Annotated in this window: 25 protein-coding genes; 12 read left to right on the plus strand and 13 right to left on the minus strand. The window is 65.3% G+C overall.

Features of this window, described 5'->3' with window-relative positions; all coding sequences use genetic code 11:
* Positions 1-38 precede the first annotated feature (38 nt).
* From VAR608DRAFT_RS15505 to VAR608DRAFT_RS15515, 3 genes are read left to right on the plus strand one after another with little or no spacing between them, the layout of a single operon-like run.
* Positions 39-1499: a sulfatase-like hydrolase/transferase gene (locus tag VAR608DRAFT_RS15505; RefSeq protein WP_088954866.1), complete on the plus strand. Its 1461-nt coding sequence runs from the start codon at positions 39-41 to the stop codon at positions 1497-1499.
* Entirely contained in the window at positions 1496-2827 is a 1332-nt protein-coding gene (locus tag VAR608DRAFT_RS15510) for an FAD-binding oxidoreductase (RefSeq protein ID WP_088954867.1), read from the plus strand. Before VAR608DRAFT_RS15505 ends, VAR608DRAFT_RS15510 begins: the two co-directional genes overlap by 4 nt.
* Positions 2828-2867: 40 nt before the next feature.
* Entirely contained in the window at positions 2868-3851 is a 984-nt protein-coding gene (locus VAR608DRAFT_RS15515) for a Bug family tripartite tricarboxylate transporter substrate binding protein (RefSeq protein ID WP_088954868.1), read from the plus strand.
* A 66-nt stretch (positions 3852-3917) separates the two neighbouring features.
* On the opposite strand, the gene VAR608DRAFT_RS15520 is transcribed toward VAR608DRAFT_RS15515, so the two are convergent.
* A complete protein-coding gene (locus VAR608DRAFT_RS15520; protein WP_088954869.1) occupies positions 3918-5027 on the minus strand; it encodes an ABC transporter substrate-binding protein in 1110 nt (369 codons plus the stop codon).
* Between the two features lie 156 nt (positions 5028-5183).
* Positions 5184-6038: a patatin-like phospholipase family protein gene (locus VAR608DRAFT_RS15525; RefSeq protein ID WP_088954870.1), complete on the minus strand. Its 855-nt coding sequence runs from the start codon at positions 6036-6038 to the stop codon at positions 5184-5186.
* 199 nt (positions 6039-6237) lie between these two features.
* Between VAR608DRAFT_RS15525 and VAR608DRAFT_RS15530 the strand changes: the two genes are divergently transcribed.
* A complete protein-coding gene (locus VAR608DRAFT_RS15530) occupies positions 6238-6600 on the plus strand; it encodes a carboxymuconolactone decarboxylase family protein (protein WP_231973526.1) in 363 nt (120 codons plus the stop codon).
* Positions 6601-6761: 161 nt separating this feature from the next.
* On the opposite strand, the gene VAR608DRAFT_RS15535 is transcribed toward VAR608DRAFT_RS15530, so the two are convergent.
* Genes VAR608DRAFT_RS15535 through VAR608DRAFT_RS15545 form a run of 3 tightly spaced genes read right to left on the minus strand, consistent with a single transcriptional unit; the run spans position 6762 to position 8470 of the window.
* Entirely contained in the window at positions 6762-7805 is a 1044-nt protein-coding gene (locus VAR608DRAFT_RS15535) for a hypothetical protein (RefSeq protein ID WP_088954872.1), read from the minus strand.
* Positions 7806-7839: 34 nt separating this feature from the next.
* Positions 7840-8112, minus strand: coding sequence for a hypothetical protein (locus tag VAR608DRAFT_RS15540; protein WP_088954873.1), 273 nt, complete (start codon positions 8110-8112; stop codon positions 7840-7842).
* A 25-nt stretch (positions 8113-8137) separates the two neighbouring features.
* Positions 8138-8470, minus strand: a complete 333-nt coding sequence (locus tag VAR608DRAFT_RS15545) for a hypothetical protein (RefSeq protein WP_088954874.1) — start codon at positions 8468-8470, stop codon at positions 8138-8140.
* A 289-nt stretch (positions 8471-8759) separates the two neighbouring features.
* Here VAR608DRAFT_RS15545 and VAR608DRAFT_RS15550 point away from each other — a divergent pair, with 289 nt between their 5' ends.
* The 3 genes from VAR608DRAFT_RS15550 to VAR608DRAFT_RS15560 all read left to right on the plus strand — a co-directional run bounded on the left by VAR608DRAFT_RS15550 (position 8760) and on the right by VAR608DRAFT_RS15560 (position 11294).
* Positions 8760-9698, plus strand: coding sequence for an alpha/beta fold hydrolase (locus VAR608DRAFT_RS15550; protein ID WP_088954875.1), 939 nt, complete (start codon positions 8760-8762; stop codon positions 9696-9698).
* A gap of 11 nt (positions 9699-9709) precedes the next feature.
* Complete coding sequence (locus tag VAR608DRAFT_RS15555; protein ID WP_231973528.1) at positions 9710-10720, plus strand: Bug family tripartite tricarboxylate transporter substrate binding protein; 1011 nt, start codon at positions 9710-9712, stop codon at positions 10718-10720.
* A gap of 97 nt (positions 10721-10817) precedes the next feature.
* Complete coding sequence (locus VAR608DRAFT_RS15560) at positions 10818-11294, plus strand: MarR family winged helix-turn-helix transcriptional regulator (protein ID WP_197700538.1); 477 nt, start codon at positions 10818-10820, stop codon at positions 11292-11294.
* A gap of 9 nt (positions 11295-11303) precedes the next feature.
* On the opposite strand, the gene VAR608DRAFT_RS15565 is transcribed toward VAR608DRAFT_RS15560, so the two are convergent.
* The 5 genes from VAR608DRAFT_RS15565 to VAR608DRAFT_RS15585 are packed head-to-tail and all read right to left on the minus strand — an operon-like array spanning position 11304 to position 16030.
* Entirely contained in the window at positions 11304-12098 is a 795-nt protein-coding gene (locus VAR608DRAFT_RS15565) for an ABC transporter ATP-binding protein (RefSeq protein WP_197700539.1), read from the minus strand.
* Between the two features lie 5 nt (positions 12099-12103).
* Positions 12104-12847, minus strand: coding sequence for an ABC transporter ATP-binding protein (locus VAR608DRAFT_RS15570; protein WP_088954876.1), 744 nt, complete (start codon positions 12845-12847; stop codon positions 12104-12106).
* The gene (locus VAR608DRAFT_RS15575; RefSeq protein ID WP_088954877.1) at positions 12831-13841 is read right to left on the minus strand and encodes a branched-chain amino acid ABC transporter permease; all 1011 of its coding nucleotides are present in this window, start codon (positions 13839-13841) and stop codon (positions 12831-12833) included. Before VAR608DRAFT_RS15575 ends, VAR608DRAFT_RS15570 begins: the two co-directional genes overlap by 17 nt.
* Positions 13838-14737 carry a branched-chain amino acid ABC transporter permease gene (locus tag VAR608DRAFT_RS15580; RefSeq protein ID WP_088954878.1) on the minus strand — a complete coding sequence of 300 codons (900 nt, stop codon included), beginning with the start codon at positions 14735-14737 and terminating at the stop codon, positions 13838-13840. The genes VAR608DRAFT_RS15575 and VAR608DRAFT_RS15580 overlap by 4 nt, the downstream gene beginning before the upstream one ends.
* 24 nt (positions 14738-14761) lie before the next feature.
* A complete protein-coding gene (locus VAR608DRAFT_RS15585; RefSeq protein ID WP_088954879.1) occupies positions 14762-16030 on the minus strand; it encodes an amino acid ABC transporter substrate-binding protein in 1269 nt (422 codons plus the stop codon).
* 187 nt (positions 16031-16217) lie between these two features.
* On the opposite strand from VAR608DRAFT_RS15585, the gene VAR608DRAFT_RS15590 reads away from it, so the two are divergent.
* On the plus strand, positions 16218-16559 hold the full coding sequence (locus VAR608DRAFT_RS15590) for a hypothetical protein (RefSeq protein ID WP_088954880.1): 342 nt from the start codon (positions 16218-16220) through the stop codon (positions 16557-16559).
* On the opposite strand, the gene VAR608DRAFT_RS15595 is transcribed toward VAR608DRAFT_RS15590, so the two are convergent.
* Positions 16547-18085 (minus strand): ammonium transporter, encoded by a 1539-nt coding sequence (locus tag VAR608DRAFT_RS15595; RefSeq protein ID WP_088958809.1) that lies wholly within the window; start codon positions 18083-18085, stop codon positions 16547-16549. The genes VAR608DRAFT_RS15590 and VAR608DRAFT_RS15595 overlap by 13 nt on opposite strands.
* A gap of 254 nt (positions 18086-18339) precedes the next feature.
* Between VAR608DRAFT_RS15595 and VAR608DRAFT_RS37070 the strand changes: the two genes are divergently transcribed.
* Complete coding sequence (locus VAR608DRAFT_RS37070) at positions 18340-18507, plus strand: hypothetical protein (RefSeq protein ID WP_157730993.1); 168 nt, start codon at positions 18340-18342, stop codon at positions 18505-18507.
* On the opposite strand, the gene VAR608DRAFT_RS15600 is transcribed toward VAR608DRAFT_RS37070, so the two are convergent.
* The gene (locus VAR608DRAFT_RS15600; protein ID WP_157730995.1) at positions 18504-19769 is read right to left on the minus strand and encodes a hypothetical protein; all 1266 of its coding nucleotides are present in this window, start codon (positions 19767-19769) and stop codon (positions 18504-18506) included. The two genes, VAR608DRAFT_RS37070 and VAR608DRAFT_RS15600, sit on opposite strands and share 4 nt — an antisense overlap.
* Positions 19770-20331: 562 nt before the next feature.
* Between VAR608DRAFT_RS15600 and VAR608DRAFT_RS15605 the strand changes: the two genes are divergently transcribed.
* The 3 genes from VAR608DRAFT_RS15605 (at position 20332) to VAR608DRAFT_RS15615 (ending at position 23931) form a co-directional block, all read left to right on the plus strand.
* Positions 20332-21306, plus strand: a complete 975-nt coding sequence (locus VAR608DRAFT_RS15605; protein ID WP_231973530.1) for a helix-turn-helix domain-containing protein — start codon at positions 20332-20334, stop codon at positions 21304-21306.
* Positions 21307-21946: 640 nt separating this feature from the next.
* Entirely contained in the window at positions 21947-22369 is a 423-nt protein-coding gene (locus tag VAR608DRAFT_RS15610; protein WP_088954883.1) for a hypothetical protein, read from the plus strand.
* Between the two features lie 360 nt (positions 22370-22729).
* A protein-coding gene (locus VAR608DRAFT_RS15615; RefSeq protein ID WP_088954884.1) for an IS3 family transposase occupies positions 22730-23931 on the plus strand; the annotation gives its coding sequence in 2 pieces (ribosomal slippage) (positions 22730-22997 and positions 22997-23931; 1203 coding nt in all).
* 373 nt (positions 23932-24304) lie between these two features.
* Here VAR608DRAFT_RS15615 and VAR608DRAFT_RS15625 read toward each other — a convergent pair.
* Positions 24305-24577, minus strand: a complete 273-nt coding sequence (locus tag VAR608DRAFT_RS15625; RefSeq protein WP_088954886.1) for a hypothetical protein — start codon at positions 24575-24577, stop codon at positions 24305-24307.
* Positions 24578-25275: the final 698 nt, after the last annotated feature.

The raw sequence follows: 25275 nt of genomic DNA on the forward strand, positions 1-25275 counted from the left end.
ACAGGAGCCCTCGAGGCTCCGGCAACCGGAGACAAGACATGGCAGGAAAGAACGTCGTGGTCATCATGTCCGATGAGCACGACCCGCGAATCATGGGCTGCTCGGGGCATCCCTTCGTCAAGACACCGCACCTCGATGCGCTGGCCAGGCGCGGCATCCGCTTCACCAACGCCTACACGCCCAGCCCCATCTGCGTACCGGCCCGCGCGGCCTTCGCTACGGGGCTACGTGTGCACCAGGCCCGGCTGTGGGACAACGCCATGCCCTACACCGGCGAACAGCGCGGCTGGGGCCATGTGCTGCAGGACCACCACGTTCGAGTGGAGAGCATCGGCAAGCTGCACTACCGCAGCGTTGAGGACCCGGCGGGCTTCGACGAAGAGCACCTGCCGATGCACGTCGTGGGCGGCCATGGCATGGTCTGGGCTTCCATTCGCGACCCTTTCCGTCCGCGCGTCGATGGGCCGCGGATGCTGGGAGAACGCATCGGCCCCGGGGAATCCTCGTACACCCAGTACGACCGTGCCGTGACCCGGCGGGCAGTGCAGTGGTTGAACGACGCAGCGGCACGCGACAACGACAAGGGATTCGTGCTCTATGTCGGGCTGGTCGCGCCGCACTTTCCCTTCGTGGTCCCCGACGAGTTCTTCAACCTGTACCCGCTCGACAGCATGCCCGAGCCCAAGCTGCATCCGGGCAGCGGCTACCAGCGGCACCCGTGGGTGCAGGAGTACGCGGACTTCATGGGCTCGGAGGATCGCTTTGCCGATGCGCAGGAGCGGCTGCGCGCCTTCGCCGCCTACTACGGGTTGTGCAGCTGGCTCGACCACAACGTCGGACAGATCGTGCGCGCCGTGGAGGATTCGGGACTCGCGAGCAGCACGCAGGTCATCTACACCTCGGACCACGGCGACAACCTGGGTGCTCGTGGCGTGTGGGGCAAATCCACGCTCTACGAAGAGAGCGTGAAAGTGCCGATGCTGATGGCCGGTCCTGGAATCGGTCCGGCCGTCTGCGAGACGCCGGTCGACCTGCTGGATTTGTTCCCCACCATCCTGCAGGGCGCCGGTATCGACCCGGCGCCTGAAATGAAGGACCGGCCTGGTCGTGCGCTGCTGGAGGTGGCGGCGTCGGAGCCGGACCCCGAGCGCCCGATTCTCAGCGAGTATCACGCAGCCGGCAGCAACTCCGCGGGATTCATGCTGCGCAAGGGGCGGTGGAAGTACCACTACTACGTCGGCTTCCGGCCCGAGCTGTTCGACCTGCAGGAAGACCCGGAGGAACTGCACGACCTGGCCGCAGACCCCGCGCACGCCCAGGTCCTGGAGAGCATGCGCCGCGCGCTCTTCGCGCTGTGCGACCCGCAGGCCGTCGACCGGCAGGCCAAGGCCGATCAGGCCGCGCTCATCGAACGCCACGGCGGCATCGAGGCGGCGCACAAGCTCGGCTCGTCCACGTCGACGCCGGTGCCCGCCAAACTGGAGCAAAGCTTGTCATGAGCACACCCGCCATCGAAATCGAAGAGCGCTTCCTGAGCGATTGGAGCGGACTCAAAGTCGGGCGACCGCGCGAAGTGCAGCGCCCGCGAAGCACCGAGGAAGTGGCGGCCCTGGTGCGGCGTTGCAGGCACGAGGGCCTGTCCATCACGGTGCAGGGTGGCATGACCGGGGTGGCCGGCGGCGCCGTTCCCGCCGAGGGTGACGTCGTCATCAACCTCGAGCGGATGAACGCCATCGAGGACATCGACGCACTCGAAGGCGTGATGCAGGTGCAAGCCGGCGCGACGCTGCAGCAGGTGCAAGAGGCGGCGGCCGCGGCCGGCTGGATGTTCGCGCTGGACCTGGGGGCGCGCGGCAGTTGCCAGGTGGGGGGCAATGCCGCGACCAACGCCGGTGGAATCCGCGTGATTCGCTACGGGACGATGAGGGATTCGGTCCTGGGTGTCGAGGCCGTGCTCCCGGACGGCAGCGTCGTTTCCTCCCTCACACGCCTGATCAAGAACAGCACGGGACTCGACCCGCGATTTCTCTTCATCGGCACCGAAGGCACGCTGGGCATCATCACGCGGTTGACGCTGCGTCTGCATCCGCCGATGGGGCAGGCTGCCGCGGCGTGGGTCGCCGCCTCGGAGTTCGAAGCGCTGCCGCGCCTGCTGCGCTCGCTCAAGAGAACCCTGGGGAGTGCGCTGTGCGCCTTCGAGTTCATGTCCGACCGCTATGTGCGCACGGCGTGCCGACTGACGGGTGCCGCTGCGCCCGTCCCGGTGGAAGGCGCCTGGCACGTGCTGATCGAGGCGGCGGGAAATGCCGGGCAGCCCATGGAGGAGGCATTGCAAGAGGCCCTCTCGCACTCCATGGAAACGGGCGAGATCAGCGATTGCGCCATCGCCGCGAGCATGGCGCATCGCGAGGCCTTCTGGCGCGTGCGCGAGGCCATTCCGGAGGTGCTCACGCACCTCAAGCCGGCGGCCACACTGGACATCGGCCTGCCGTGGGCCCGCACGGCCGAGTACCTCAAGAAGGTGGATGCCGAGCTGCAGTCGAGGCTGCCGCAGGCGGAGCACCTGTTCCTGGGGCACTTGGGCGACAACAACCTGCATCTCATCAGCGGACCCGTCGACGAGGCCGGCATGCATGCAGTGGATGAAATCGCGTACGGCGCCCTGCGCGGCTGCGGCGGCACGGTGAGCGCCGAGCATGGGGTGGGCCGGTTGAAGAAGGACTATCTCGCCCTGTGCCGCTCGCCCGAGGAAATCGACCTCATGCGACGGCTGAAGCAGGCATTGGACCCGACGAACATCCTCAACCGTGGACGCATCATCGACTGAGTATTTCGGCGAACAAGGGCCAGACCCAAGGGGACAAGACATGAAACGCAGAACAATGCTCGCCGTTCTGGGCGCAACTTCGGCGGGCTGGCTCACGCTGCCCGCGCGCGCGGCGCGCCCCTATCCCAGCGCGCCCATTCGAATGGTCGTGCCCTATTCAGCCGGCGGCGGCATCGATGCGGTGGCCCGCATGCTGGCTCAGGGCATGAGCGAAGAGTTGCACCAGCCCGTGGTGGTGGATAACCGTGGCGGAGCCGGCGGCATGCTCGGGGCGGAGGCGGTTGCGAAGGCCCAGCCCGACGGCTACACGGTGCTGCTGGCCGGCAACCCGGAGCTCACCATCACGCCGCAGTTGCAGGCCAAGGCGAACTATTCCGCGGTGACCGACTTTGCGCCGGTCGTGCTCGTTTCCCAGTCGCCCAATATCCTGGTGGCCAGTTCGTCGCTGGGCGCAAAGACCTTGCGCGAGGCACTGGAGGCAGCCCGCAAGCGACCCGGCGGCATCACCGTGGGCACGCCCGGCAACGGGTCGCCGCAGCACATTGCCGTCGAGGTCCTGCGCATGCAGACCGGCCTGGACATCATGCATGTGCCGTACAAGGGTGCCGGCCCTGCAACCGTCGCCGTCCTCGGCGGGGAAGTGAGCTTCGCGCTGGTGGGCGCTCCGCCAGTGCTGCCGCACATCAGCAGCGGGAAGCTGGCGGCCTATGCGGTCACACAACAGAAGCGCTCGCCGCTGGTGCCAGACGTGCCGACCGTGGGTGAGTCGCTCGGCACCATGCAGAACGACGACTTCGTCACCTGGTACGGCCTGCTCGTTCCCGCCCATGCGCCGGCCGAGGTCGTCGAAGCCCTCTCCAAGGCGGCGTTTTCCGTGCTCAAGCGCAGCGACTCGCGTTCACGGCTGGCCGCGCTCGGCACCGACCTGGTCGCGATGCCCGCAGCAGCCTTCGCCGAGCGAATGCGCCAGGAGACCCGGCTCTACGGCGAAGTCATCAAGCGATTCGGCATCAAGGCGACCTGAGTGGCCTCTGCTGACCGAGGCAGGCTGCTTGCCTGGCCCGGCCTGCGGCCCGGACGGTTGCGCCGCTCAGCGCTTGAAGCGCCCCTCGCTGATGATCGACAGCTCGGCGTATTCGAGGCCCGAATGGTCCTGCGGTGAATAGCTCAGCTCCATCCCGCCGAGGTCGTAGTTGCGGATGCTTTCCAGCGCCGCCATCACCTTGGCCCGCGTGGGCTTCGGCCCGGCGCGCCGCAGTGCCTCGACCAGCACCTTCGCCGAGGCGAAGCCCTCGAGCGCGGCCGGAGACACCTCGTTCTTTCCGCTGGCGCGTGCCAGCGCCAGGGCTTCCTTGACCATGGGCTGGCCGATCGAGCGTTCGTTGGGGAACACCTGGGTCACGATCACGCCGCCGCTCGCGTCGCCGAGTTCCTTGATGAACCCGGCGGAAGCATTGTTCGACAGCGTCACGACCTGCGCCGAGGAGCCTGCCGCGCGCAAAGCCTTGATGCCGTTGACGACTGCCGTGCCCGAGCCGAGCCACACCACGGCCTGCGCATTGCCCGCCGTGATCTTCGGCACGATGGCCGCGTAGTCGGGCTTGTCGCGGTCGGCCGGCAGGACCACCAGCGGCGTCGCCTTGCCCTTGCTGAAGCCGGTCATGGCGCCCTCGAGAGCGTCCTTGCCGAAGGAATCGGACACATGCACCACCGCGATCCGCGTCATGCCGATGGTCAGCAGATGCTGGACCGCCTTTTCGGCCTCCCGCTGGTAGGTGGACCGCACGTTGAAGACGTGCCGCTGCAACGGCTTGTGCAGCGCCATGGCCCCGGTGGACGGGCCGATCAGCGCCACGTCGTACTTGTCGAGCCAAGGGATGATGGCCTGGGAATGCGGCGTGCCGCGGCTCATGAACAGCGCGACCACCTTCTTGTCCTCGATCAGCACGCGCGCATTCTCGGCGGCCCGCTGGACGTCGAAGCCGTCGTCCATGCGCAGGACCTCGATCTTCTCGCCATTGATGCCGCCCTGCGCATTCACCGAGTCGATCAACAGCCTGGCGCCGGCAATGGTCTCGTTGACGCCGGCCGCCACCGAGCCCGTCATGCCGGCCGTCTGCCCGATCAGGATCTGGGCCGATGCGCCCAGGGCGCCGAAAGTCAGGACGCCTGCTGCAAGCAGTGCGCGGAGTGTCTTCATGGGTGGATTCCGGGTGGGGTGGATGAGCGAGGCAGACGTGGCGACGAATTTCCCATCCGCGTGCCGCCCACGCCCATCAGGGATTACCAGCGCCGCACCCCGGCGCAAGTGAAACTTTGCACGGATCGGCGCCTTGATTGAGTGAGTGCGCCGGCCTCAGTGCGTATGGAAGACAAGGGGACCCGGATTCGGCGCCGCCCCCAGCCCGCCGCCGTCCAGCCAGGATCGCGTGGTGCCGGCGGCGCGTTCGATCAACGCGGCACAGTGGTCATAGTCATAGGACGAGATTTCGAGCGGGCAGAGCGCGGGCACGACGCTGATGCGGACCTGCGACGCGAAGTGCTCGATGTCCTGCACCAGCTGGCGCGCCACCACGAGGCTGAGGGCGTGGAGCGTGTGGCCGATCCAGCCGCGAGGCGGCGTCCGGACCGCGCAGGCAAAGCCGGCAGGCAGCACGACGACATCCGTCGCGCCCAGCCGCACCGCCGCCGCGATGGGCGTGTTGCTGCACACGCCGCCGTCCACCAGTTCGCGACCTTCGATCGCGATCGGCGGGAACACGCCCGGGATGGCGGCGCTCGCGAGGACGGCTTCGACCACCGGCCCGCGGGACAGCACGACTTCATCGCCGGTCACGCGTTCGCTGGCCACGACATGCAATGGAAGACGGGTGTCCTCGATCGCCTGGTAGTCGAGCGAGCGCTGAAGCAGGCTGCGCAACGCGCCGTTGTGCACCAGGTGCTCCTGGCGGCGCAACAGGATGCGGAACAACGACGTGAAGCTGAATGGCATCACGTCGCGGCGCCGGATGTTGCACCACAGCGCCTGCAGGGCCGCAACACCCTCCGCATGCGGCGCGCCTGCGAAGTAGGCCGCGTTGATCGCCCCGGCCGAGGCACCGACGACGAAGTCCGGCCGAACGCCGGCGCGAACCAGTTCGCGCAGCATCCCGACCTCCACGGCGCCCAGGCTGCCGCCGCCGGCGAATACGAAAGCGGTTCGAGTCGTCATGGGCTTGCTCGCGGCAGATGGACGGGAGTGTCTACGCTATTTCGGGCAACCCGCCATGGTGGTTACGCGCGCCCCCCGCCCGCCGGGCGGGCCTTCGTGTCCAGGGTGCCGGCAACCCGCTCCTTCCCTTGATCTGCGTCATGGCGTGTTTCCGGTGCGACCCCATCATGCAACCTGCCTCCTGAACCGAAAGCCCACCGTGTCGAACCCACCCACCAAGTACCGCGACCTGACGCAGACGGTCTCCGCCGGCCTTGCCAGCCTGCGCACCGGCACCCCCGAGGTCATGAAGAGCTTCAGCGAGCTCGGCCGGCATGCGACGTCGGAGGGCGCACTCGACCGCAAGACCAAGGAGCTGATCGCGCTGGCGCTCGGCGTGGCCGCACGATGCGATCCCTGCATCGGCTTCCACATGCAGACCCTCGTCAAGCTCGGCGTCACGCGGCAGGAGGTCGAAGAGACGCTCGGCGTGGCCACCTACATGGGGGGCGGCCCGTCGCTGATGTATGCAGCGAGCGCGGTCGCGGCGTTCCAGGAGTTCTCGCAGGCGGCGGGTCGCTAGATCACGGCACGAGGGCCTTGGGGCCCCAGGGCCAACAAGCTGTCTGATGTTTGTGCAGCAGCCTGCCGCACAAATTCGGGCTTCGATCAGGCCTTGGAAAGACTCTCAACGCTGTCGAGAGAATTGCCCTGGTCAAAGTCGCCAGCGGGTGGAGGCCTTCCTCACGCAATGAAGAACGTAGCGCGCCACTGGAGCGCACTCGGCCACTGGATCTCGAACCGGACGTGCACGACGCCGTCGTCCGTGGGTGCAATGTTGAGCACCGTCATGGTCGCAGCGCCGATGAACGGGTAGTCGAGCGGCTGCCCGCCCAACTCGCACACCGACATCTCCACGCGCGAGTGCCGATTGAGGACGCTGCGCCCGAACGGGAAGGCAATGTCGAACGTTCCCCAGCCCCAGCCGTCCCAGGTCCAGACCTGGAGCGGTCTCGCGATCGGGAAGGGATTGTCGAGATTGGGACCCGGAATCGTGGCTGTGCCGGGGTAGGCGCTGCCGACGAGCGCCTTGAAGTACGGGAAGGGATCGCCCGGGTCCCCATAGAGGTTGTTGTAGACGCCGCCCAGGGTGGGCGCGCCCGCGGCAACGATCTGGTTTTCGGTGTAGCCGAGCTGGCTGAAGAGGTAGTAGATGAAGAGCAACGAGCAACCCGTGATCGCGTCCGGGCCGTCGTCCGTCTTGGCGATGTTGTTGACGAAGTCGTTGCGGGGGCTGTTCATCCACAAGTTGCTGTTGTCGAAACCGGCCGGCGGAAAACCGAGCCCGTTGATCGCCAGGAGGCGCGCTGCAAGAAAGCGCGAGAGTCCCTCCCCTTCGCTGCCCTCCGTGTTCGTTCCGTACCAGCCACGTCCCTGTTCCCGCATGAATTGCTCGGTGATCTCCGAGACCAGCAGGTAGCGGCACACGTCGGCACCGCTGCTGCCGGGATTGAGCGTGACCGCCAGGTTGCCCCCGCCCAGCGACCAGGACGCGCCGCCGCCGTTCTGGGTGACTTGCACGGTGCAAGGAACGCGGTAATCCAGCGCGGGGTTGCCGAACAAGCCGGACATCCAGTTGAAGTCGGCTTCGCTCGCCTGGATCAGGGCATTGGTGCGGGCCGGCTCCGGTCCGGCGGGGTTGGCTGCGGTTCGCTGCAGCGAGCTGTCGTAGGAAAACGAGTAGTGCGCGGTCGGGTTGCCGACCAGACCGGTGGTGATCTGAGCCATCGCTTCTGCCTCCGCCTCTCGACGTCGCGCCGCGCTAGTCGATGAAGAACGTCGCACGCCACTGCAGCGCGCTGTTCCAATCGATCTCGAAGCGCACGTGGAGCACCCCGTCGTCGCCGGGCGCAACGTTGTGCACGCGCATGGTGGCAGCGCCGATGAACGGGAAGTCGAGCGGCTGACCCTGCGGCTGCGCAAGTTCGCAGATCGACACAACGCAATGCGAGTGGCGGTTGATCACCTGGGTCCCGAAAGGGAATGCGATGTCGAACGTGCCCCAGCCCCAGCCGTCCCATGTCCATACTTGCATGGCACTTCTCCTTCACCCGAATGGATCAAGCGCGGCGAACCGGACCGCCGATCAGTTGTCCGCTTCCCGTTGGTGCCTTGGCGGCACCCTGCGGGCCCGGCGTGTGCTGCACGGGTCGGCCTTCGGCGATGCGGCGCTCCAGCGGGCTGACACCGGATGTCCGTGCGGGAATGTTCGCGGCGGCGCTCGGGACGTCGTGCCGGACAGGCAGGCCCTCGGCTGTACGGGGCGGCACCTTCGGCGGCCCAGAGGTCCCGTGCAGAGGCAACCTGTGGCCACCGATCTCGAAAAACTCGGTGGTCACCGGCTCGGTCGCCAGCAGCTTGCCCGAATGTTCGGGTTCGTCGGGTTCATTCATGGGGTGCCTCCGCACGGAGATTGACCTTCGATGAGTCTACGCAGCGGGAAGCAGGTGTCATCGCCAAAACAAGTGATGAGGAATTCGCACCGGGCGTGCGAACAAGCCCGGCGCGCCTTTCCGCTTGCGGCAACAGTTAGTTCCACATGGAACATATAGTCCGGGTTTCGCACTCTAATGCGGCCCGCATCTTCAAAATAGATGGCGGTGTGTAGGGCAAACGCTAAGGCGCTCTAATGGTCCCATATGGAACCATTAGCGCTCATCAAAGCGTTCTTTCGAACCCCTCATGCACCGGCCACCTCGCTCCCTCTTGTTTCCGTCCTGCTTTTACTCCGGCACAGAGACACACCCCGTCTATGTCGACCATTTGGCAGCCCAAGCGAACTGCGGCCGCGAACTGCCGGTGGTGATGCTGCATGGTGCCTTTCACACGGGGGTCGCCTATCTCGCGACGCCGGATGGCCGCCCCGGATGGGCCTCTTTCTTCAGTCAGCGCGGCCACGACGTGTATGTGCCGGACTGGCCGGGACACGGCCGCTCTCCCGCGCGCGTGCCCCTGGCTCAGGTCTCCACAAGAGAAGCTGCGGCCTCCTTGGCTGTGCTGATCGCCGCCGTCGGTCCAGCCATCGTTCTCGCCCATTCGGCTGCCGGCCCGATGGCCTGGTGGATCGCCGAGAACCATCCCGAATCGGTTGCAGCCGTCATCGGGATCGCACCGGGTCCGCCTGCCAACCTTCAGCAGCCCTTGCCTGCCGATCCCGAGGCCGTCGGTGCGCTGCGCTTTGATAGCCAGGCCGGTTGCCCTGTCTATTCAAGCCTCGAGCGGGCGAGGGAGGTGGGTTGCGCCTTCATTCAGGATTTCTGGGCCAATAGCCCGAGGTTTCCGAAGGATTCGATCGGGGCTTATTCGAAGTCCATCGTCCCGGAGAGCTCCCGGATTCTCAATGAACGCTTCAACATCGGCGGTGCGGGGCTCCGGCTGAAAAGTCCGGCGTTGGTGGCCGACCGGCCGATCCTGATCGTCACCGGCGACTGCGATCCGCGGCACCCACAGGCCGTCGACCAGCGCCTGGCGACCTTTCTCGGCGCCGATTTCCTGTGGCTTCCCGACGCGGGAGTGATCGGCAACGGCCACATGTTGATGATCGAAGAGAACAGCGACGAGATCGCGACGCTGATCAGCCGCTGGATGCAGCGACGCCACCTCTCATCCACGAAAGCATGAAGGAGACACGGATGAAAACCAAGACCACGGGCGGCGGTCCGACCCGCCGTGACATGCTCGCGACGATCGTCGCCTCAATGACAGCGGGAGCGCCGTTTGCGGCCCGCGCCCAGCAAGGCACCTACCCCAACCGCCCCATCCGCATCATCGTGCCCTGGGCTGCCGGGGGCGGCGGCGATGTGCTCGTGCGCGCGATCACCCCGTCTCTTGCGCAGAGGCTCGGCCAGGCCGTGATCGTCGACAACCGCCCCGGTGCGATCGGAACCATCGGCAGCCAGATCGCAGCCCACAGCCTTCCCGACGGCTACACCCTTGTCTACGGCACGGCGGACTCGCACTCGATTGCGCCACACATCCTGAAGACCAGGCCCTACGATTCGAAGAAGGACTTCGTGGCCATCGCACCCATCGGGTTCACGCCGCTCACCTTGATCGTCCACGCGTCGAGTCCGGCAAAGACCTTTGAGCAGTTCCTGCGGATCGCGAGGAATGCGAAACAGCCGCCGACCTTCGGCTCCTGGGGGCAAGGCAGTTCGGGGCACATCACGATGGAAGCCTTGAAGCAGGCGACGCACGTCAATCTGCTGCACATCCCGTACAACGGAACCGCGCCGCTCATCACGGCGCAACTGGCCGGGCAGGTGGACTGCGCCATCGTGCCCGTGCTGGTCGCGGAGCAGTACGTGCAGGCCGGCACGGTGCGCATGCTGGCGGTCACGGCGCGCGAAAGGCTGCCGAGCCAACCGAACGTGCCGATCATGAAGGAGCTCGGCGTCGACATCGACATGGGCCCATGGCTCGGTTTCCTCGGGCCCGCGGGATTGCCGCCGGACATCGTGCAGAAGCTCAGCACTGCGATCACCGCATCGATCGCCGAACCTCAGGTCGCCGACGCCATGAAGAAGATGAGCATGGTGATGGACACGATGTCGTCCCCCGCCGCCTACCAGCGCTTCTGCGACAGCGAGTACGACCGCTGGGGGAAGTACATCCGCGCTGGCAAGGTCACCCTGGACCCGTAACGGCGCGCCCCGCCCGACGCCCCCGCCGCCCGCTCGGTAAACTGCTCGCAGCGCCCGGCGGCCCGCCGGGAGCGCCCAATGCACGACGCGCGCCACGATGGAAAGCAACGACGACGCCCGGCTGATCTTCGACAAGGTCACCATCCCTATCGCCTACAAGATGGGGTACATCACCAACAACTATCGCGAGCCGTCGTTCCGCGCCATCGAGTCCGAGTACGGCCTCGCGCGCCCCGAGACCTTGGTCCTGATCTTCCTCGCAGCCATGGACGGTTGTACCGCCAGCGAGATCTGCGAGCACTCGGGCCACCTGAAGAACAACATCAGCCGAGCCGTGACGGCACTCGAAGCCAAAGGGCTGGTGCGCCGCTCGCCATCCGCCGACGATATGCGGCGACAGCACCTCTACATCACGGCGAAGGGGCGGCAACTGCACGGGAAGTTCATGCCAAAACTGCTTTCCCGTGAGAGAGCCATGATGGCTTGTCTCACCAAGGGTGAATACGCGCTCTTCGAGGAACTGTTGCGGAAGATCTGCGCGAATGTTCCGAACTGGTGCGGCGAGTCCTTGTAAGCGACCGATTCACCCACCAAGAAACATCCGCCCCACCTGCGCGTCGCCCCGCAGCGCGCTGCCCGCGCCGGCCAGCGCCACCCGCCCCGCCACGAGCACATACCCCACGTCGGCGAACTCCAGGCCCCGGGTTGCGTTCTGTTCGACCATCACGATGGTCTTGCCGTCCACGTGCTGCAGCTCGCGCAGGATGCCGAACACCACGTCGATGAAGCGCGGCTCGAGACCGATCGAGGGTTCGTCGATCAAGAGCAGCTGCGGCTGCATGATCAGCGCCCGCGAGATCTCCAGCAGCCGCCGTTCGCCACCGGACAGCACGGCGGCACGCCGCGTGCGGCGCTCGCGCAGGATGGCGTAGCGCTCGAACACCTGCTCGGCGCGTTCGTGCGCCTCGTGCGGGCTGGGCAGCAGCCAGCCGCCCATCCAGAGGTTCTCCTCCACGGTCATGTCGGGGAAGACCGAGCTGTCCTGCAGCACGTAGGCGATGCCCGAATGCTGCAGCCGGCGGCTGGGCGGCAGCCGCGTGACGTCGGCGCCATCCATCTTGATGCTGCCGCTCATGATGTCGGCCAGGCCGAAGACCGAGTGCAGCACGGTGGACTTGCCGGCGCCGTTCGGTCCGATCAGGCACAGCGACTGGCCGCGCGCGACCCGCAGGCTCACGCCGTGCAGCACCTGCATCGCGCCGTATCCCGCGACCAGGCCGTCGATCGCCAGCAGCGGTTCGCCGCCGGCCAGCACATCGAGTTGCGCGACGCTCACAGGCGCGGGCGCGAGCTCGGCGAGCATCAGGGATTCGTCCATGGTGCTCAGTGCCTGCCCAGGTAAGCCTCGATCACGCGCGGGTCGTTGCGCACCTCGTCCGGCACGCCCTGGGCCAGCAGCTCGCCGTGCGCGAGGCAATACACGTAGCGCGCCAGGCTCATCATCACGCGCATGTTGTGCTCGATGACCAGCAGCGTGACGCCGAACTCGCGGTTGGCGCGTCGCAGCCGATCGACCATCTGGTTGACCAGCGTCGGGTTGATGCCCGCAGTCGGTTCATCGAGCAGCAGCAGCTTCGGCTCGCGCATCAGCGCCATGGCGAACTCCAGCAGCTTCTGCTGGCCGAACGACAGCGTGCCGGCGCGCAGGTGGCGCTTGGCATACAGGCCCGCAAAATCCAGCAGCGCCTCGGCGCGCCCTTCGAGCTCCACGGGAAAGCGCCCGAACATCGCGCCCACGCCGTCCCGCACCGGCGGCGCCGAAACCAGCATGTTGCGCATGCAGTCCATGTCGCGGAAGACGCGCGTCTGCTGGTAGGTGCGGATGAGCCCCAGCCGTGCGATGGCGCCCACGCGCAGCCGGGTGATGTCGTGCCCGTCGAAGGCGATGCGCCCGCGGTCGACCGGGTGGGCACCGACGATCGACGAGAAGAGCGTCGTCTTGCCCGACCCATTGGGCCCGATCAGGCCGACGATGGCGCCCTGCGGCACCTTGATCGAGATCGCCCGGTTGGCGACCACGCCGCCGAACGACTTGGTGACGCCGTCGACCTCAAGCAGCGCGCTCATGTTGACTCCCAGCCAGGGGTGCAGCTTCAGTCTCGTCGACGGTCTCCCCGAACCAGTCCGGCCGGTGCGTGCGCAGCCAGCCCATGATGCCCTGCGGGAAGAACACCACGATCAGCACGATCAGGAGGCCCATGGCCACGCGCTGCCAACCGAGCAGGTAGGTCCAGAACAGCTCCTGGGTGACGTGGAACACCGCCGCGCCGATGACCGGCCCCCACAAGCTGCCCTTGCCGCCGAGCATGGCCATCAGCACCATCCAGACGCCGAAGGTCGTGCCCGCGAAAGCCAGCTCGCGCGGATCGACGAAGCCGATCAGACCCGCCACCGGACCGCCGGCCAGCCCGAGGAACAGCGCGGCGACCATCCATGCCGCCACCTTGTGGCGCGTCGTGCGCACGCCCATGGCCTCGGCCTTGTCCTCATCGTCGCGGATGGCGTTGAGCACCGCCCCGAAGCGCGTGCCGTAGAGCCAGCGCACGGTGAGGAACACGGCCGCGGCCAAGGCGAGCAGCAGGTAATAGAAGAAGCGGTTGCGCTCGTCGACCGGTCCCGGATAGAGCGCCGGCACGATGCCCGACCCCGCGCCCACGAACTCCCAGCCGGCGAACAGGTCGGCCGCCGCGACGCCGATCCCCAAGGTGGCGATGGCGAAGTACTGGCCACGCATGCCGAGGATCAAAGGCCCGAGCACCGCTGCCGCTGCCACTGCGACCAATGCCGACAGGCCCAGGCCCGCGGCCAGCGACGCAAAGTACGGCAAGCCGCTGTCGCGCTGCACCACCGCGGTGACATAGCAGCCGAGCCCGAAGAACAGCACGTTGCCGAAGGAGTTGTAGCCCATCTGTCCGCCGAGCAGGTCCCAGGTGAGCGCGAACAGCACCATCAAGCACAGGAATGCGAGCTGGATGACCCACTGCGCAAACAGCTGCGGCCCCGCCAATGCGAGCGCCGCGGCAGCCAGCGCCAGCACGCCCCGGAAAAGACGAGGGTTCATTTCAGGTACAGCCGGCGCCTGCGCAGCGCAAGCTGGCGAACGATGAGGATGACCACCAGCAACACGTACATGAAGGCCACCTGGAACTCCGCGCCGAGCAGGAAGCCCGCGTACTGTTCGGCGATGCCGAGCCCGGCACCGGCGGCGATCACGCCGGCCAGGTTGCCCAGCCCTGCCACCACGACGATCGCGAAGGCCCGCACCGTGTACGGCAGGCCGAGATAGGGGTGGATCACCCAGGTCATCGCCACCAGCGCGCCGGCCGCGCCGCAGATGGCGGCATTGAGGGCGAAGGTGGCGGCGTACACACGGTCGGTGTCGATGCCGAGGATGCGCGCGGCCCGCGCGTTCTGCGCCGTCGCGCGCACCGCCTGCCCGAGCCGCGAGCGCTTGAGGAACAGCGCCAGCGCCACGCCCAGCACCACCGCCACCGCAAAAGCCAGCAGCTTCACCCCCGGCACGCTGACGCGGCCATCGGCCAGCTGCAGCGTGGGCAGGCCGGCATCGACGCTGCGCACATTGGCGCCGAACAGCTGGTTGGCCAGCTGCTGCAGCAGGATCGACAGGCCGAAGGTGGCCAGGATGGACACGAACAGGTCCTGGTCGACCACGCGCCAGATCACCGCGCGGTAGAGCAGCCAGCCGAGCACGTAGAGGGCAATTGCGGCCAGCGGCACGGCGGCCAGCGGCGGCAGGCCGGCGGCCGCGGCGTAGACGACGACATAACCGCCGAGCATGACGAACTCGCCCTGCGCGATGTTGATGATGCGCAGCACGCCCCACACCAGGGCCATGCCGTAGGCGGCCAACGCGAACAGCGCGCCGATCAGCACGCCGTCGACCAGCAGCTGCAGGTTGAAGACGGGCGCCTCAGTGAGGACTGTCAGGTTGTCCATGCACCCCTCACTGCGAGCGCAGCGTCATTTGCGATCCACCACCGGGGCCGCATCCTTGCCGCCGGCAGCGGCATAGATGAACCTGGCCTGCGCCCACTCGGCCGGCGCGACGATCTTGTATTCGCCGTTCTGCACCTGGTAGAGCACCATCGGCTTGACCGTGTTCTTGCCGGTGGCGTCGAACTGGATCGGGCCGTAGAAGGTGGTGATCCTGGTCTGCGCCAGGGCGTCGCGCACCTTTTGCGGATCGAGCGAGCCGGCCCGGCCGAGCGCATCGGCGTAGACGAGCACGGAGGCCGACGATTCCGCGGCCTGGTACGGCGCGCGGTAGTTGTAGGCCTTGCGGAAGCGTTCGGCATAGTCCTTCGCCGTGCCGAACCACTTGTCCTTGTACTGCAGGCTGTCGTCCCATTGCGATGCGCAGACGGCAAGCTCGGCCGCCTTGCCCAGCTTCTCGGCGATCTGCGCCGAGTCGCAGTGCGTCAGGGCCAGCATCGGCACATGGACGTTCTCGTCGGCGGTCTGGCGCACGGCCAGCGTGGCGCCCTTCTCGTGGCCGGAGACGACCAGCATGTCCGGCCGCAGCGCCTTCACCTTGGTGAGCGTGGCCGCCATGTCGTTGAGCTCGGGCGGCAGCTTGTCGTCGATGACGATCTTCATCCCGAACTTCGTGGCGTCCTCTTCGACACCGTTGCGCACGTCCTTCGAGAAGTTGTCGTTCTCCACCGCAATCGCGATCTTCATGTCCGACGGCTTCCGGCCCTGCAGCTTCGCCTGCTCGGCCAGGAGCTTCACAGCGTCACGCAGGTAGTAGTCCGACGTGCTCAGCACCGCAAACAGCCACTTGTAGCCCTGGGTGAAGAGGTCGCGGTCGGCCCCGTTGCCCTCGACCATCGGCACCTGGTATTTCTCGGTCACGGGCGCGATCGCCTTGGTCAGGCCCGAGCTGTACGGACCGAGCATGAACTTGATCTTGTCCTGGCTGATCAGCCGCTCGGCCAGCTGCGCGCCGCGCGCCGACGTCGACTCGTCGTCGTAGTAGGCGATCTTGAGCTTGTAGGTCTTGGCGCCGACCTTCACGCCCCCCATCTCGTTGATGCGGTCGACGGCCAAGTTGTAGCCATCCAGCGTGTTCTTGCCGTTGGTCGAGTACTTGCCGGTCAGCGACACCGCCGCGCCCAGCGTGATCGTGTCGTCGTCCTGGGCCCAGGCCAGGCCCGTGGCCGTTGCGAACATCGCGGCAACCGACAGCGCCAGGGATGTCCGTTTGCAGATGGAAGGTCCATGTTGCATCGCGTTACCTCCCGCAGTCACTTTTGTTCGAAACGCGGGCAAACAGCGAAGTTCCGGGGCCAGGCCTAAGGGTTTGCCTGTGGAGAAGCTCATCAATCGCAACGAAGACGCCTGCAGCCGATTCACAGCAGAATGACGGCTGGGACGGAGCACCGCCATCGCCATCGCCATCGGAAGGAAATGGATCGTGCACGAGCTGTCATTCCGCACTCTGCTGTACCGCTACTTCTTTTTCGAGTGGCTGTTCCTGGACGTCACCCAGGGCGATGTCCTCGAGCGCTCTGCGGCCCGGCGGCACAACCAGTCCCAGGCGCACTGGCTTCTCACCTACATGTGGCGCTGGCTGTGTTGCGCGATGCTGCTGTACGGTTTGGGCGGGGCTGTCGAAGTCCTGCTCGGCGCGCCCGCGGTATCGGCGCTCTTCTATGTGCCGAGCGCCTTGAGCGTGTCGGTGAATGCGGTGATCGCAGCAGCCTGGCTGGGGCTCAAGATCCTGTCCGAGCCCCACTCCGAGAATCAGAGGTTGTAGGCCTTTTCGCCGTGGTCGGCCAGGTCCAGACCTTGTTCCTGGGCCTCGTCGCTGGAACGGATGCCGATCGTGTACTTCAGGACCGTCATGATCACGAAGGCCACGAATGCGGACCAGACCAGGGTGATGCCGATGTCCTGCAACTGCGCGAGCATCTGCGCCTTGGCGTCGAACTCCCCCACCTTGTTGGCCACGTAGTCGTAGACGCCGGTGCCGCCAAAGGCCGGATTGACGAAGAACCCGGTGCCCAGCGAGCCCAGGATGCCGCCGACGCAGTGCACGCCGAAGGTGTCCAGCGCGTCGTCGTATTTCAGCCAGGCCTTGAGCTTCGTGACCGCGAAGAAGCAGACGATGCCCGCGACGCCGCAAGTGACAAGAGCGCCGATCGGTCCCACATAACCCGCCGCAGGGGTGATCGCCACCAGGCCGGCCACGATGCCGGAGCAGATGCCCAGCACGCTGGGCTTGCCCTTGACGATCCATTCCGCCAGCGACCAGGTGACGCCCGCGGTGGCGGTGCCGAACAAGGTGTTGAAGAACGCAAGGCCCGCCGAGCCCGTGGCCTCGAGGGCGGAGCCGGCGTTGAAACCGAACCAGCCCATCCACAGCATGCCGGTTCCGATCGCCGTCATCATCAGGCTGTGCGGCGCCATCGACACCCTGCCGAAGCCGGCCCGTTTGCCCAGCATCAGGGCGCACACCAGCGCGGCAATCCCCGAGTTGACATGCACCACGGTGCCGCCTGCGAAGTCCAGTGCGCCCAACTGGAAGATCTTTCCGGCGTGGCTCTGGGCGGCTTCAGCCGCGGCCGCGGAGGTATAGGCGTCGGGACCATCCCAGTACCACACCATGTGCGCGACCGGCAGATAGGCGAAGGTGAACCAGAGGACGGAAAAAATGATCATCGCCGAGAACTTGAAGCGCTCCGCGAAGCCGCCGCAGATCAGGGCCACGGTGATGGCCGCGAACGTGAGCTGGAACATGGCGTACACGGCGTCCGGCAGGTACTGCCCCTTGCTGAAGGTCGCCGCCACTGCGGTGGACAGGTCCTCGCCACTCATGAAGAGCTTGTCGAACGATCCGATGAACGGATTGGTGCCTGCGGTGAAGGCGAGGCTGTAGCCGTAGACGACCCAGAGCACCGCAATCACGCAAAAGATGGCGAAGCTCTGCATCACCGTGGACAGTGCGTTCTTGCTGCGCACCATGCCGGCGTAGAACAGGGCGAGGCCGGGCACGGTCATGAACAGCACGAAGGCCGTGGAAGTCATCATCCACGCGACGTCGCCCTTGTTGCAGTCGAAGCCCTTGTCGCCGCATTTGGGTGATGCAGCCGGCGCGGCGTCCGCGGCGGCAGCAGGAGCGGCGGGCGCTGCAGCAGCAGCGGCCGGCTTGGCGTCGGCAGGCGAACTCGCGGCAGGTGCCGTGGTCGTCGCCGACGGCGCAGCGGGCTTGTCTTGCGCCCAACTCGCGGTCGACAACGCGACCGCACCGATCAAGGCCAGCAAAGCGAAGGCTTTCTTCATCATGAGCACCCCAAAAATAGAGTTCGCACGGTTTTCGGCTTGCTTTGTCCCGCCCAGGCCGATTCGGTGGTTTGAATGCTCGGCCCTGCATTTCCTGTGCCTGTCGTTTGCAACAAAGTCTTGTCAACGATCAGGCGGGGGGAATGCACCGTAGAGGCGCGCAATGGGCGCGATGTGCTCCGTGATGGTGCACCTGGCACTCGCATGGGTCAGCCGAGGTCGCGCTCGGGGGCCCGGCCTCTCAGGAACTGGCGATGCTCAGGTGCCTCCTGATCCAGATACGCACGAAGTGCCGGCCCCGTCAGCACCACGAGATCGATGTCGTGCTTGCCCGGCTCTTCGTGCACGTCGAACGTCCCCTTGCCGACGACCCCTGGTGGAGCGCCACCGGCCGGCGCTGGCGCGCCGGATGGCTTGTCTAGAAGTTCTTCAGCGTATCCAGTTGCTGCTGGGTCAAGCCTCGCTGGTACACAAGGTTCGTCCTGAAGTTGTTGGCAATGTCCGCCGCTTGCGTGTCCACTTCGGTGGCCTTGGCTGTGATATCCACGGCACCCATCCAAGTGCTCGTTCCCGTCATAACGATGAAATTCATCAGCGTGACGGTTGCGCCGGGCGGCACTGAGATATTGAACTGGAACTGGGGGGTTTCACTCCCGTCGTACGTATTCAGCGCGGAGGCAGACCGGTAGGTGACAACATCCGCAGCGCCAAAAATCATGCCGTAATCGCGGTCGCTGCCGCTACCGTCCCAATTCGTCAGCGACTTCTGCGTTGCACCGGGCGTCGGGTAGATGATGCCCGCCGTGTCCGAACCCAGATTGTTGTCGTACGACGCCACGGCGTTGATCGCAGCCGCGGTCGGGTTGGTGAACGTGTCCGTCCATCGTCCCCACAGCAGATTGGGCTGCGAGTAGAAGGTGCGTTGCACGACCAGCCCCATCAAGGTCCGGCTGCCCGAGCGGATGTTTTGCGCGGACTTGGCTGCCGGCACCGTCCAGCCCGTGCTGCCGGCCTCGAAATTGCCGTTGACGACGAACTGCACCGGAGTGGCGGCCGTATCGGTCACCGACACATCGTCAATGCTGGTGCCCCAGCTCACGCAGTATTGCTCGAATGAAAGGACGACGGTCTGACCGGCATAGGCGGTCAAGGAGGCATTGCCCCAAGTGCCGGCAATTCCGCTGCGGTCTTGCCTGTAAAGCGTCGTCAGCAGGTTGCCGCCCGTGTCGCGCAACACCACCTGCACGAAGCCGGGCTCGTCGCCGAAATTGTCGGACGTGCTGCCAGGATTCCCGCTCCAGGACAGCGTCAGCGCGCCTACGGCACCGCCCAGATTCAGGGTCTGCTGAAGACGGGCGTTCGGGACCGCATGCAGGTAGGCCGTCGTCGTGCCGCTGACCACGAATGCGGGGTCCGTGGAGAATGACACGAGCTTGAGGCCGTCCGCCACGCCCATATCAGGGCCGAGGGCTGTCAGTTCAGCGTACGTCTGGTCGCTCGGGAACGTATTCGAGGTGCCACCGACGGCAACACTCAGCATCAATGCCCCGTCGAACTGATCGTGAGAACCATCATTGAGACTGAAGTCAGTACTCAAGTCCCAGTAATTGGCTTGCCCGGGGCCCGCGTTGTTACCGCCGTCCTCGTTCACGATGGACTGCATGAACACGGTGGAGGCCGGCAAGGACGAGGCTGTTGCGAGTTCGGGGCCTGGGGCCGGAGCGGGAGCGGGAGCGGGTGCAGGCGACGCTGCTGGGGGCGCGGCAGGCGCGGGAGTCGCGGCAGGCACCTCGGGCGACGCAACCGGAGCAGCGGGCGCCGCCGCGATCGACGGGAACGAAAACCCGCCGCCACTGCCGCCACCTCCGCATCCGGCCAACACCGCTGCACCCACCGCCGTGAGCGAAAACCTTCTCCGATTCATCGTTTGCTCTCTTCGTTGAAATTCGATTTGCCTTCTCGCAGTCACCTGAATTCGGAGCCCTCACTCCTGACTGCGTCTCGCAATGCGGATATGAAATTTGCGTGTCGAACACCCGGCACGCAAATTGCCAACCATCTACATCACGTCGCGTCCGAGAGTACCGCGCGAAATCCGACCGGCTTTACCGTGCGTCCCAATTTGGAAAATAGAGAAAGAAAAATGTCGATCTCGATGCCGGAGTGACTCGCATCTCGGAAAACAATGCATGCCAAAGTACAGACCCTCAGATTCATCTCGTCCATTCACCACGGGTGAGACATTGATGACTCATAGCCATTTCGACACCCACGGGGAGGCAACTGAAAGGCAAGTGCTGGCATGGCGAGATCGAGTCGGACACGTCGTTGATGTCTCCCCCTCGAAGGCGCAAATCGCCAACGGGTTCAGGGGAGCCATTGATCGATACGCAATTGGGAATCTCGCCTTTACCGATTGCCGCACCGACCCGTTGGTGCTCGAACGCTGGCTCGCGAGACTGTCCGTCGGTGCCAGGCAAGACTACGCCTTCCACGTCGTGACCGAGGGGCACACCGGACATTTGACCCGCGTGAATAGAAAGCGCAGTGCCGAGGAACCCTCGCTGGGAATCGTCGCGCTCGATCTGAACCAGGCTTTTCGTATCGAACGCCCGGCGTCCCGTTTGCTAAGCCTCTTCGTGCCGAAGCAGTTGATCGATTCGAGCTTCCCGAACGCCGAATCGATGCATGGCCGCGTCATCGGCCGAGTCTCGCCGCTGACCGACCTGGTCTATGAACACATGACCGCGCTCAGCCGTGACTTGCCGACCATGAACGTCCATGACGCGGCCGAAGCATTGCAGGTCGGCGCACAGCTTCTCGTTGCGACCTTTCAAAAGCAGGCACGGGTCAGCGGCGACACCCGCGCGGCCATGCAAAGCGCCGTTCTCGGGCGGGTGCGCAGGTACATTGATCGGAACCTGCATCAGAGCAGGCTTTCTCCCTCGAGCGTCGTGAATGAGCTGAAGCTGACACGCAGCACGGTCTATCGCTGGTTCGAGCACGAGGGTGGCTTGGGCGCATACATCCTCAATCGCAGGCTGCGCGCGGTAGTCGATGAACTGGTCCGACGCCCGAATGAGCCGATCGCGGACATCGCGCTCGGGCTGGGTTTCAAAAGCGCGTCGGCTTTTGCGCGCGCCTTCCGACGTGCATATGGAATGAGTGCGCAGGATGCCCGCGCTCAGGCATCCGAGTTGCAGTACGCAAGGCGTTCCTAGGTGCACCGTGCGCGTGATGGCCAGGGCCAGCCTGTCGACGATGGCGCTGGGCGTGCCCGGCGGCGCGTAGATGCCTTCGATCTGGCTGCCGCCCTTGATCAAGCCGCCAGCGGAGCGAGCCTCAAGAGGCACTTCCGTCGGCTGCCCTGATAAGGCATCCACACGCGCTACTCAAATGCATAGGTCACCAGCCCGGTCGGGCCAACCGGAGCCCAAGCGTCGGCGCGGTGCCCGGCCGTCCTGAACCCCGAGATCTATCCAACGCGCGGACCCCTGGCTTCGGCGCCCGTCAAGGCCTTGTAGCGCCCCGTTACCACCCGAACAATGCGATTCGAAACTGACAAAAGCGGCCTCAAAAAGCGCCACTTATCCTCAGGTTATTCACAGCATTATCCACAAGCGCAAGCGCTTTCTGGCCCGGCCGGCATCAATAATGGATGCACGGCCCCGAGCCCGCACGCCACCCTCCCAAGCTCGGAGGAACGGGCGCCTCCCGGCCAGGTGAAATCCGCCGCTACAGCAGAGCAGTGATTCCCGATGCGACGCGGCCCTCGTATTGACCCAGGACAGCGCCCGCGGCAGCAGCGACCCAAGCCCTGATCCGCACGCCTCGAGCCCCGTCCTCCACTGAAAGCTCACGATGAAGAAGCCTGCGCCCCCGAAAAAGCTCGACCCGAAGCTCCAGGCCCCGTCGGGCGAACTGCTGGCGCTCATTCAGAACGCCTATGGCCAGCTCATCAAGGACATGAGGAAGCTGGGCGGCGGCCTGGTGTCGGAGGTGGATCTCACCGTCACCTTCAAGAGCCAGGCGGGCGTGCACCACTACCTGCCGCTGCTAGCGGATTCGACGATCGGCAGGCGCAAGAAGAAGGTGCCGGGCGAGAAGCTGCTGGCTTCCGTGCAGCGCCAGGGCATGGCGTTCTGCGACTGCCTGATGGAGTTCGGCGAAGAGAAGATCGAACGCATCTACCTGATCGCGCGCTACGCCAACGGCAACGCCTTCACTTACGAGAAGTGCGTGCCGGAGGAGGCGGTTGCGCTGGAAGACGACGAGGACGAGTGAAAGCACCCCTGGGCTCGAACTGTGCGGGCCGGCTAGTAAACAGAGCCGCAGCTCACGGTTGCGACCTGGCCGGCCGTTGTGCGCCCTTTCCGGTCATTCCTCCCTGTTGTAAGCGGCCGTTCCGCCGCCTGAAGGCGAAAGTCAGGCGGCGGCTCTGCGGAAAACGTAGTAGGTCGCTTGGGCTGACGTTATGGCCACTGGCCAACAGACCACCGCAGAAAGTATGGTCGCGACAACTCCGGCCCACTTGAGCCAAGGCGCCCGTTGCGCACCTGCGGGAGTGCGTCGCCAGAATGAAGCAGCGAGTGAAGTTGACCCGATTTCGCGGACACCCGATCCTTACGGAAGAAGGAGTCCGATATGCCTGCATCGAAGCCTCCGTACCCGGCGGAATTCCGCCGTCAGATGGTCGAGCTGGTCCAAGCTGGCCGAACGCCCTCGCAGCTCGCGCGTGAGTTCGGCTGCACTGCCCAGAGCATCTCGACTTGGGTGGCGCAAGCGGCCGCCGACAGTGGCAAGCCCGCACGCGGCAAGGACGTCTTGAGCAGCGCCGAGCGCGAGGAACTCGTGCGGTTGCGCCGAGAGAACCGACAACTCAAGCTTGAGCGGGATATTTTGGCAAAGGCTACGGCCTGGTTCGCCGGCAAAGGCGAGAAGACATCCATCGGGTCTACGAACTCGTGAGTGCGAACCAGGCCAAGGTTCCAGTGCATACGATGTGCCGCGTGCTCAAGGTTTCCGCGAGTGGCTACTACGCGTGGCGAGATCGACCGCCGTCGAGGCGCTTGATCGACGACGCGGTGCTGGTGGAGCGAATCCAGGTCATCCACGCCGAATCCGACGCCACCTACGGCATGCCACGCGTGCGCGCCGAACTGATCGACCAAGGGACACGCATCAGCAGAAAGCGCGTGGCTCGGCTGATGCGTGTCAATGCGATTCGAGGCGTCAGTCGACGCCGCGGCTTCGTCGTGACCACGCGGCGCGACGAGCGACAACGCCCGGCACCCGATCTGGTCAAGCGCGAGTTCATTGCCGGTGGACCCAACAAGCTGTGGGTCGCAGACATGACCTACGTGCCCACCTGGGCGGGCTTCATCTTCCTGGCCATCGTGCTGGACGTATGGAGCCGACGCATCGTGGGCTGGGCCATCGGTGAGCAGATGACCGCCGATCTGGTGCTTGCGGCGCTGAACATGGCGCTGCAACAGCGCAAGGCCCACGGCGTGATCCACCACAGCGACCAAGGCAGCCAGTACACCAGCATCGCCTTCGGCGAACGGTGCAAGAAGATGGGCGTGCGCCCGTCGATGGGCACCGTCGGCGATGCTTACGACAACGCGATGGCCGAAAGCTTCTTCGCCACGCTCGAATGCGAACTGATTGACCGGCGCAGTTGGCAGTCCAAGACCGAGGCACGGCTGGCACTGTTCACCTACATCGAGGGCTGGTACAACCCGCGCCGGCGTCACAGCGCACTCGGACAGATCTCGCCGGCGACGTTTGAAAGGAACCACCACGACGCAATCCAAGTAGACCGCCTCGCCTCGAACACGACTTGACCACCGTCGGCGTCTGCGTGGCATGCGCCACGCCGCCGGTGGACAAGTCTTCGCAGCCAATCAATCCGACTTGAGAATCAAGCCCCAACCCATCCGCGCAACAGGGTCAAGTCCAGAGTGCGAGTAGGAGAAGGGGCGTTAAGGCCAAGGCGACGAAGAACCATGGCGCTTCGGATTCGGTGAAGACGTAGGCCGTGAGACCGGCCGCGTGTTCCAGTGGTCCCTGACTGGCCGGAACCGCGGTGAATAGCAGCAAGTACCAAACAGTGAGCGGGCCGATGGCGCTCAAGCCATACAGAAGACTTGCAAGTTGGTGACGCTCGATTCGCATTTGTCGGGTGAACTTGATGAACGAGGGGCGGCTCTTGGCTGCTCATTGAACGCGCTCAAGCGCCTCGATGTACGGCATCACTCGCGGGTGGTTTCGAACCCACTGCTCGCCCAAGAATTCGGAGACGGAGCCCGTACCGATGACGCTCGCGATTGATCCTGGCTTGGAAGCAGCCTGCAGCAGCAAGTGGGCCTCGTTCATCACGTTCTCGCTCGCATATCGCTCTGGCTGGCCAAACTCGATGACCCACTCCTTCTGAATAGCTGCGATGAGCTTGCCTGCGGCGGCCTGGAGAGGTGTTCGTGAACGTGTCATGGGCGGAAATCTAACCTGCTGGCGAAGGTCTGGTTCTGGCCAGTTCCTCACGTGGCGCGCCACAAGCGGTCGTGTCTTGAATTGGGCGAACGACGTCGTCCTCCTCCCCGCCAATTTGTTTTGATAGTGCAGCCATGGGGTGATTGTTGTTGTCTGCATCGGAGTGAGCACGCGCCCACAGTGGTTTGTTGCGACTCACCCACGAAGGTCGGCTTTTGGCCGACTGTAGCCCGTTGCGGTCGTCGGAGCTTCGGGCCCTTTGCGGTCACCCGACATGGAAAAAGATGGTCATTCGCGGAGCCGATGCGCTCCGAAGCCTGTGGACTCGCAGGTACCTACCAGCCCCGGTCAGTGAGCCAGTTGCAGAACGAGATAAGCAATGCGAAACCCACAATCGCCCCTACGTCTGCGACAGTCAGTCTCCTAATCTGCCCGAGACAAATCAAAGCAGTAGGGAGAAAAATGAACAGAGGCGAGACGATGGCTGGAATTCGCCTCCCGCGCCTATACAGCATGCCCCCAACAAAGTATGAAAGGAAAAGGCCCGCTACGGCGAGCACCATCAAGATTGGTTCTAGCATCAGGTTGACGAAGGTCTGCTCATGGCCGGACTGGGTCATAACCTGGAAGGCTAGCGTGCGCTGAGCGGGCATCTCACCAAATCAAAGCGGGAGCTCGCAAACGCTGCCAGATCATCC

The organism is Variovorax sp. HW608, assembly GCF_900090195.1.
GTDB lineage: Bacteria > Pseudomonadota > Gammaproteobacteria > Burkholderiales > Burkholderiaceae_C > Variovorax.

What these genes read in the sequence shown, in the direction of transcription:
- VAR608DRAFT_RS15565 (WP_197700539.1), bottom strand. Translation starts at nt 12,098, where the DNA reads ATGGACGAATCCCTGATGCTCGCCGAGCTCGCGCCCGCGCCTGTGAGC.
- VAR608DRAFT_RS15535 (WP_088954872.1), bottom strand. Translation starts at nt 7,805, where the DNA reads ATGGCTCAGATCACCACCGGTCTGGTCGGCAACCCGACCGCGCACTAC.
- VAR608DRAFT_RS15545 (WP_088954874.1), bottom strand. Translation starts at nt 8,470, where the DNA reads ATGAATGAACCCGACGAACCCGAACATTCGGGCAAGCTGCTGGCGACC.
- VAR608DRAFT_RS15595 (WP_088958809.1), bottom strand. Translation starts at nt 18,085, where the DNA reads ATGAAGAAAGCCTTCGCTTTGCTGGCCTTGATCGGTGCGGTCGCGTTG.
- VAR608DRAFT_RS15555 (WP_231973528.1), top strand. Translation starts at nt 9,710, where the DNA reads ATGAAAACCAAGACCACGGGCGGCGGTCCGACCCGCCGTGACATGCTC.
- VAR608DRAFT_RS15580 (WP_088954878.1), bottom strand. Translation starts at nt 14,737, where the DNA reads ATGGACAACCTGACAGTCCTCACTGAGGCGCCCGTCTTCAACCTGCAG.
- VAR608DRAFT_RS15605 (WP_231973530.1), top strand. Translation starts at nt 20,332, where the DNA reads ATGACTCATAGCCATTTCGACACCCACGGGGAGGCAACTGAAAGGCAA.
- VAR608DRAFT_RS15520 (WP_088954869.1), bottom strand. Translation starts at nt 5,027, where the DNA reads ATGAAGACACTCCGCGCACTGCTTGCAGCAGGCGTCCTGACTTTCGGC.
- VAR608DRAFT_RS15575 (WP_088954877.1), bottom strand. Translation starts at nt 13,841, where the DNA reads ATGAACCCTCGTCTTTTCCGGGGCGTGCTGGCGCTGGCTGCCGCGGCG.
- VAR608DRAFT_RS15570 (WP_088954876.1), bottom strand. Translation starts at nt 12,847, where the DNA reads ATGAGCGCGCTGCTTGAGGTCGACGGCGTCACCAAGTCGTTCGGCGGC.
- VAR608DRAFT_RS15505 (WP_088954866.1), top strand. Translation starts at nt 39, where the DNA reads ATGGCAGGAAAGAACGTCGTGGTCATCATGTCCGATGAGCACGACCCG.
- VAR608DRAFT_RS15585 (WP_088954879.1), bottom strand. Translation starts at nt 16,030, where the DNA reads ATGCAACATGGACCTTCCATCTGCAAACGGACATCCCTGGCGCTGTCG.
- VAR608DRAFT_RS15610 (WP_088954883.1), top strand. Translation starts at nt 21,947, where the DNA reads ATGAAGAAGCCTGCGCCCCCGAAAAAGCTCGACCCGAAGCTCCAGGCC.
- VAR608DRAFT_RS15540 (WP_088954873.1), bottom strand. Translation starts at nt 8,112, where the DNA reads ATGCAAGTATGGACATGGGACGGCTGGGGCTGGGGCACGTTCGACATC.
- VAR608DRAFT_RS37070 (WP_157730993.1), top strand. Translation starts at nt 18,340, where the DNA reads ATGCTCAGGTGCCTCCTGATCCAGATACGCACGAAGTGCCGGCCCCGT.
- VAR608DRAFT_RS15510 (WP_088954867.1), top strand. Translation starts at nt 1,496, where the DNA reads ATGAGCACACCCGCCATCGAAATCGAAGAGCGCTTCCTGAGCGATTGG.
- VAR608DRAFT_RS15625 (WP_088954886.1), bottom strand. Translation starts at nt 24,577, where the DNA reads ATGACACGTTCACGAACACCTCTCCAGGCCGCCGCAGGCAAGCTCATC.
- VAR608DRAFT_RS15550 (WP_088954875.1), top strand. Translation starts at nt 8,760, where the DNA reads ATGCACCGGCCACCTCGCTCCCTCTTGTTTCCGTCCTGCTTTTACTCC.
- VAR608DRAFT_RS15525 (WP_088954870.1), bottom strand. Translation starts at nt 6,038, where the DNA reads ATGACGACTCGAACCGCTTTCGTATTCGCCGGCGGCGGCAGCCTGGGC.
- VAR608DRAFT_RS15560 (WP_197700538.1), top strand. Translation starts at nt 10,818, where the DNA reads ATGGAAAGCAACGACGACGCCCGGCTGATCTTCGACAAGGTCACCATC.
- VAR608DRAFT_RS15515 (WP_088954868.1), top strand. Translation starts at nt 2,868, where the DNA reads ATGAAACGCAGAACAATGCTCGCCGTTCTGGGCGCAACTTCGGCGGGC.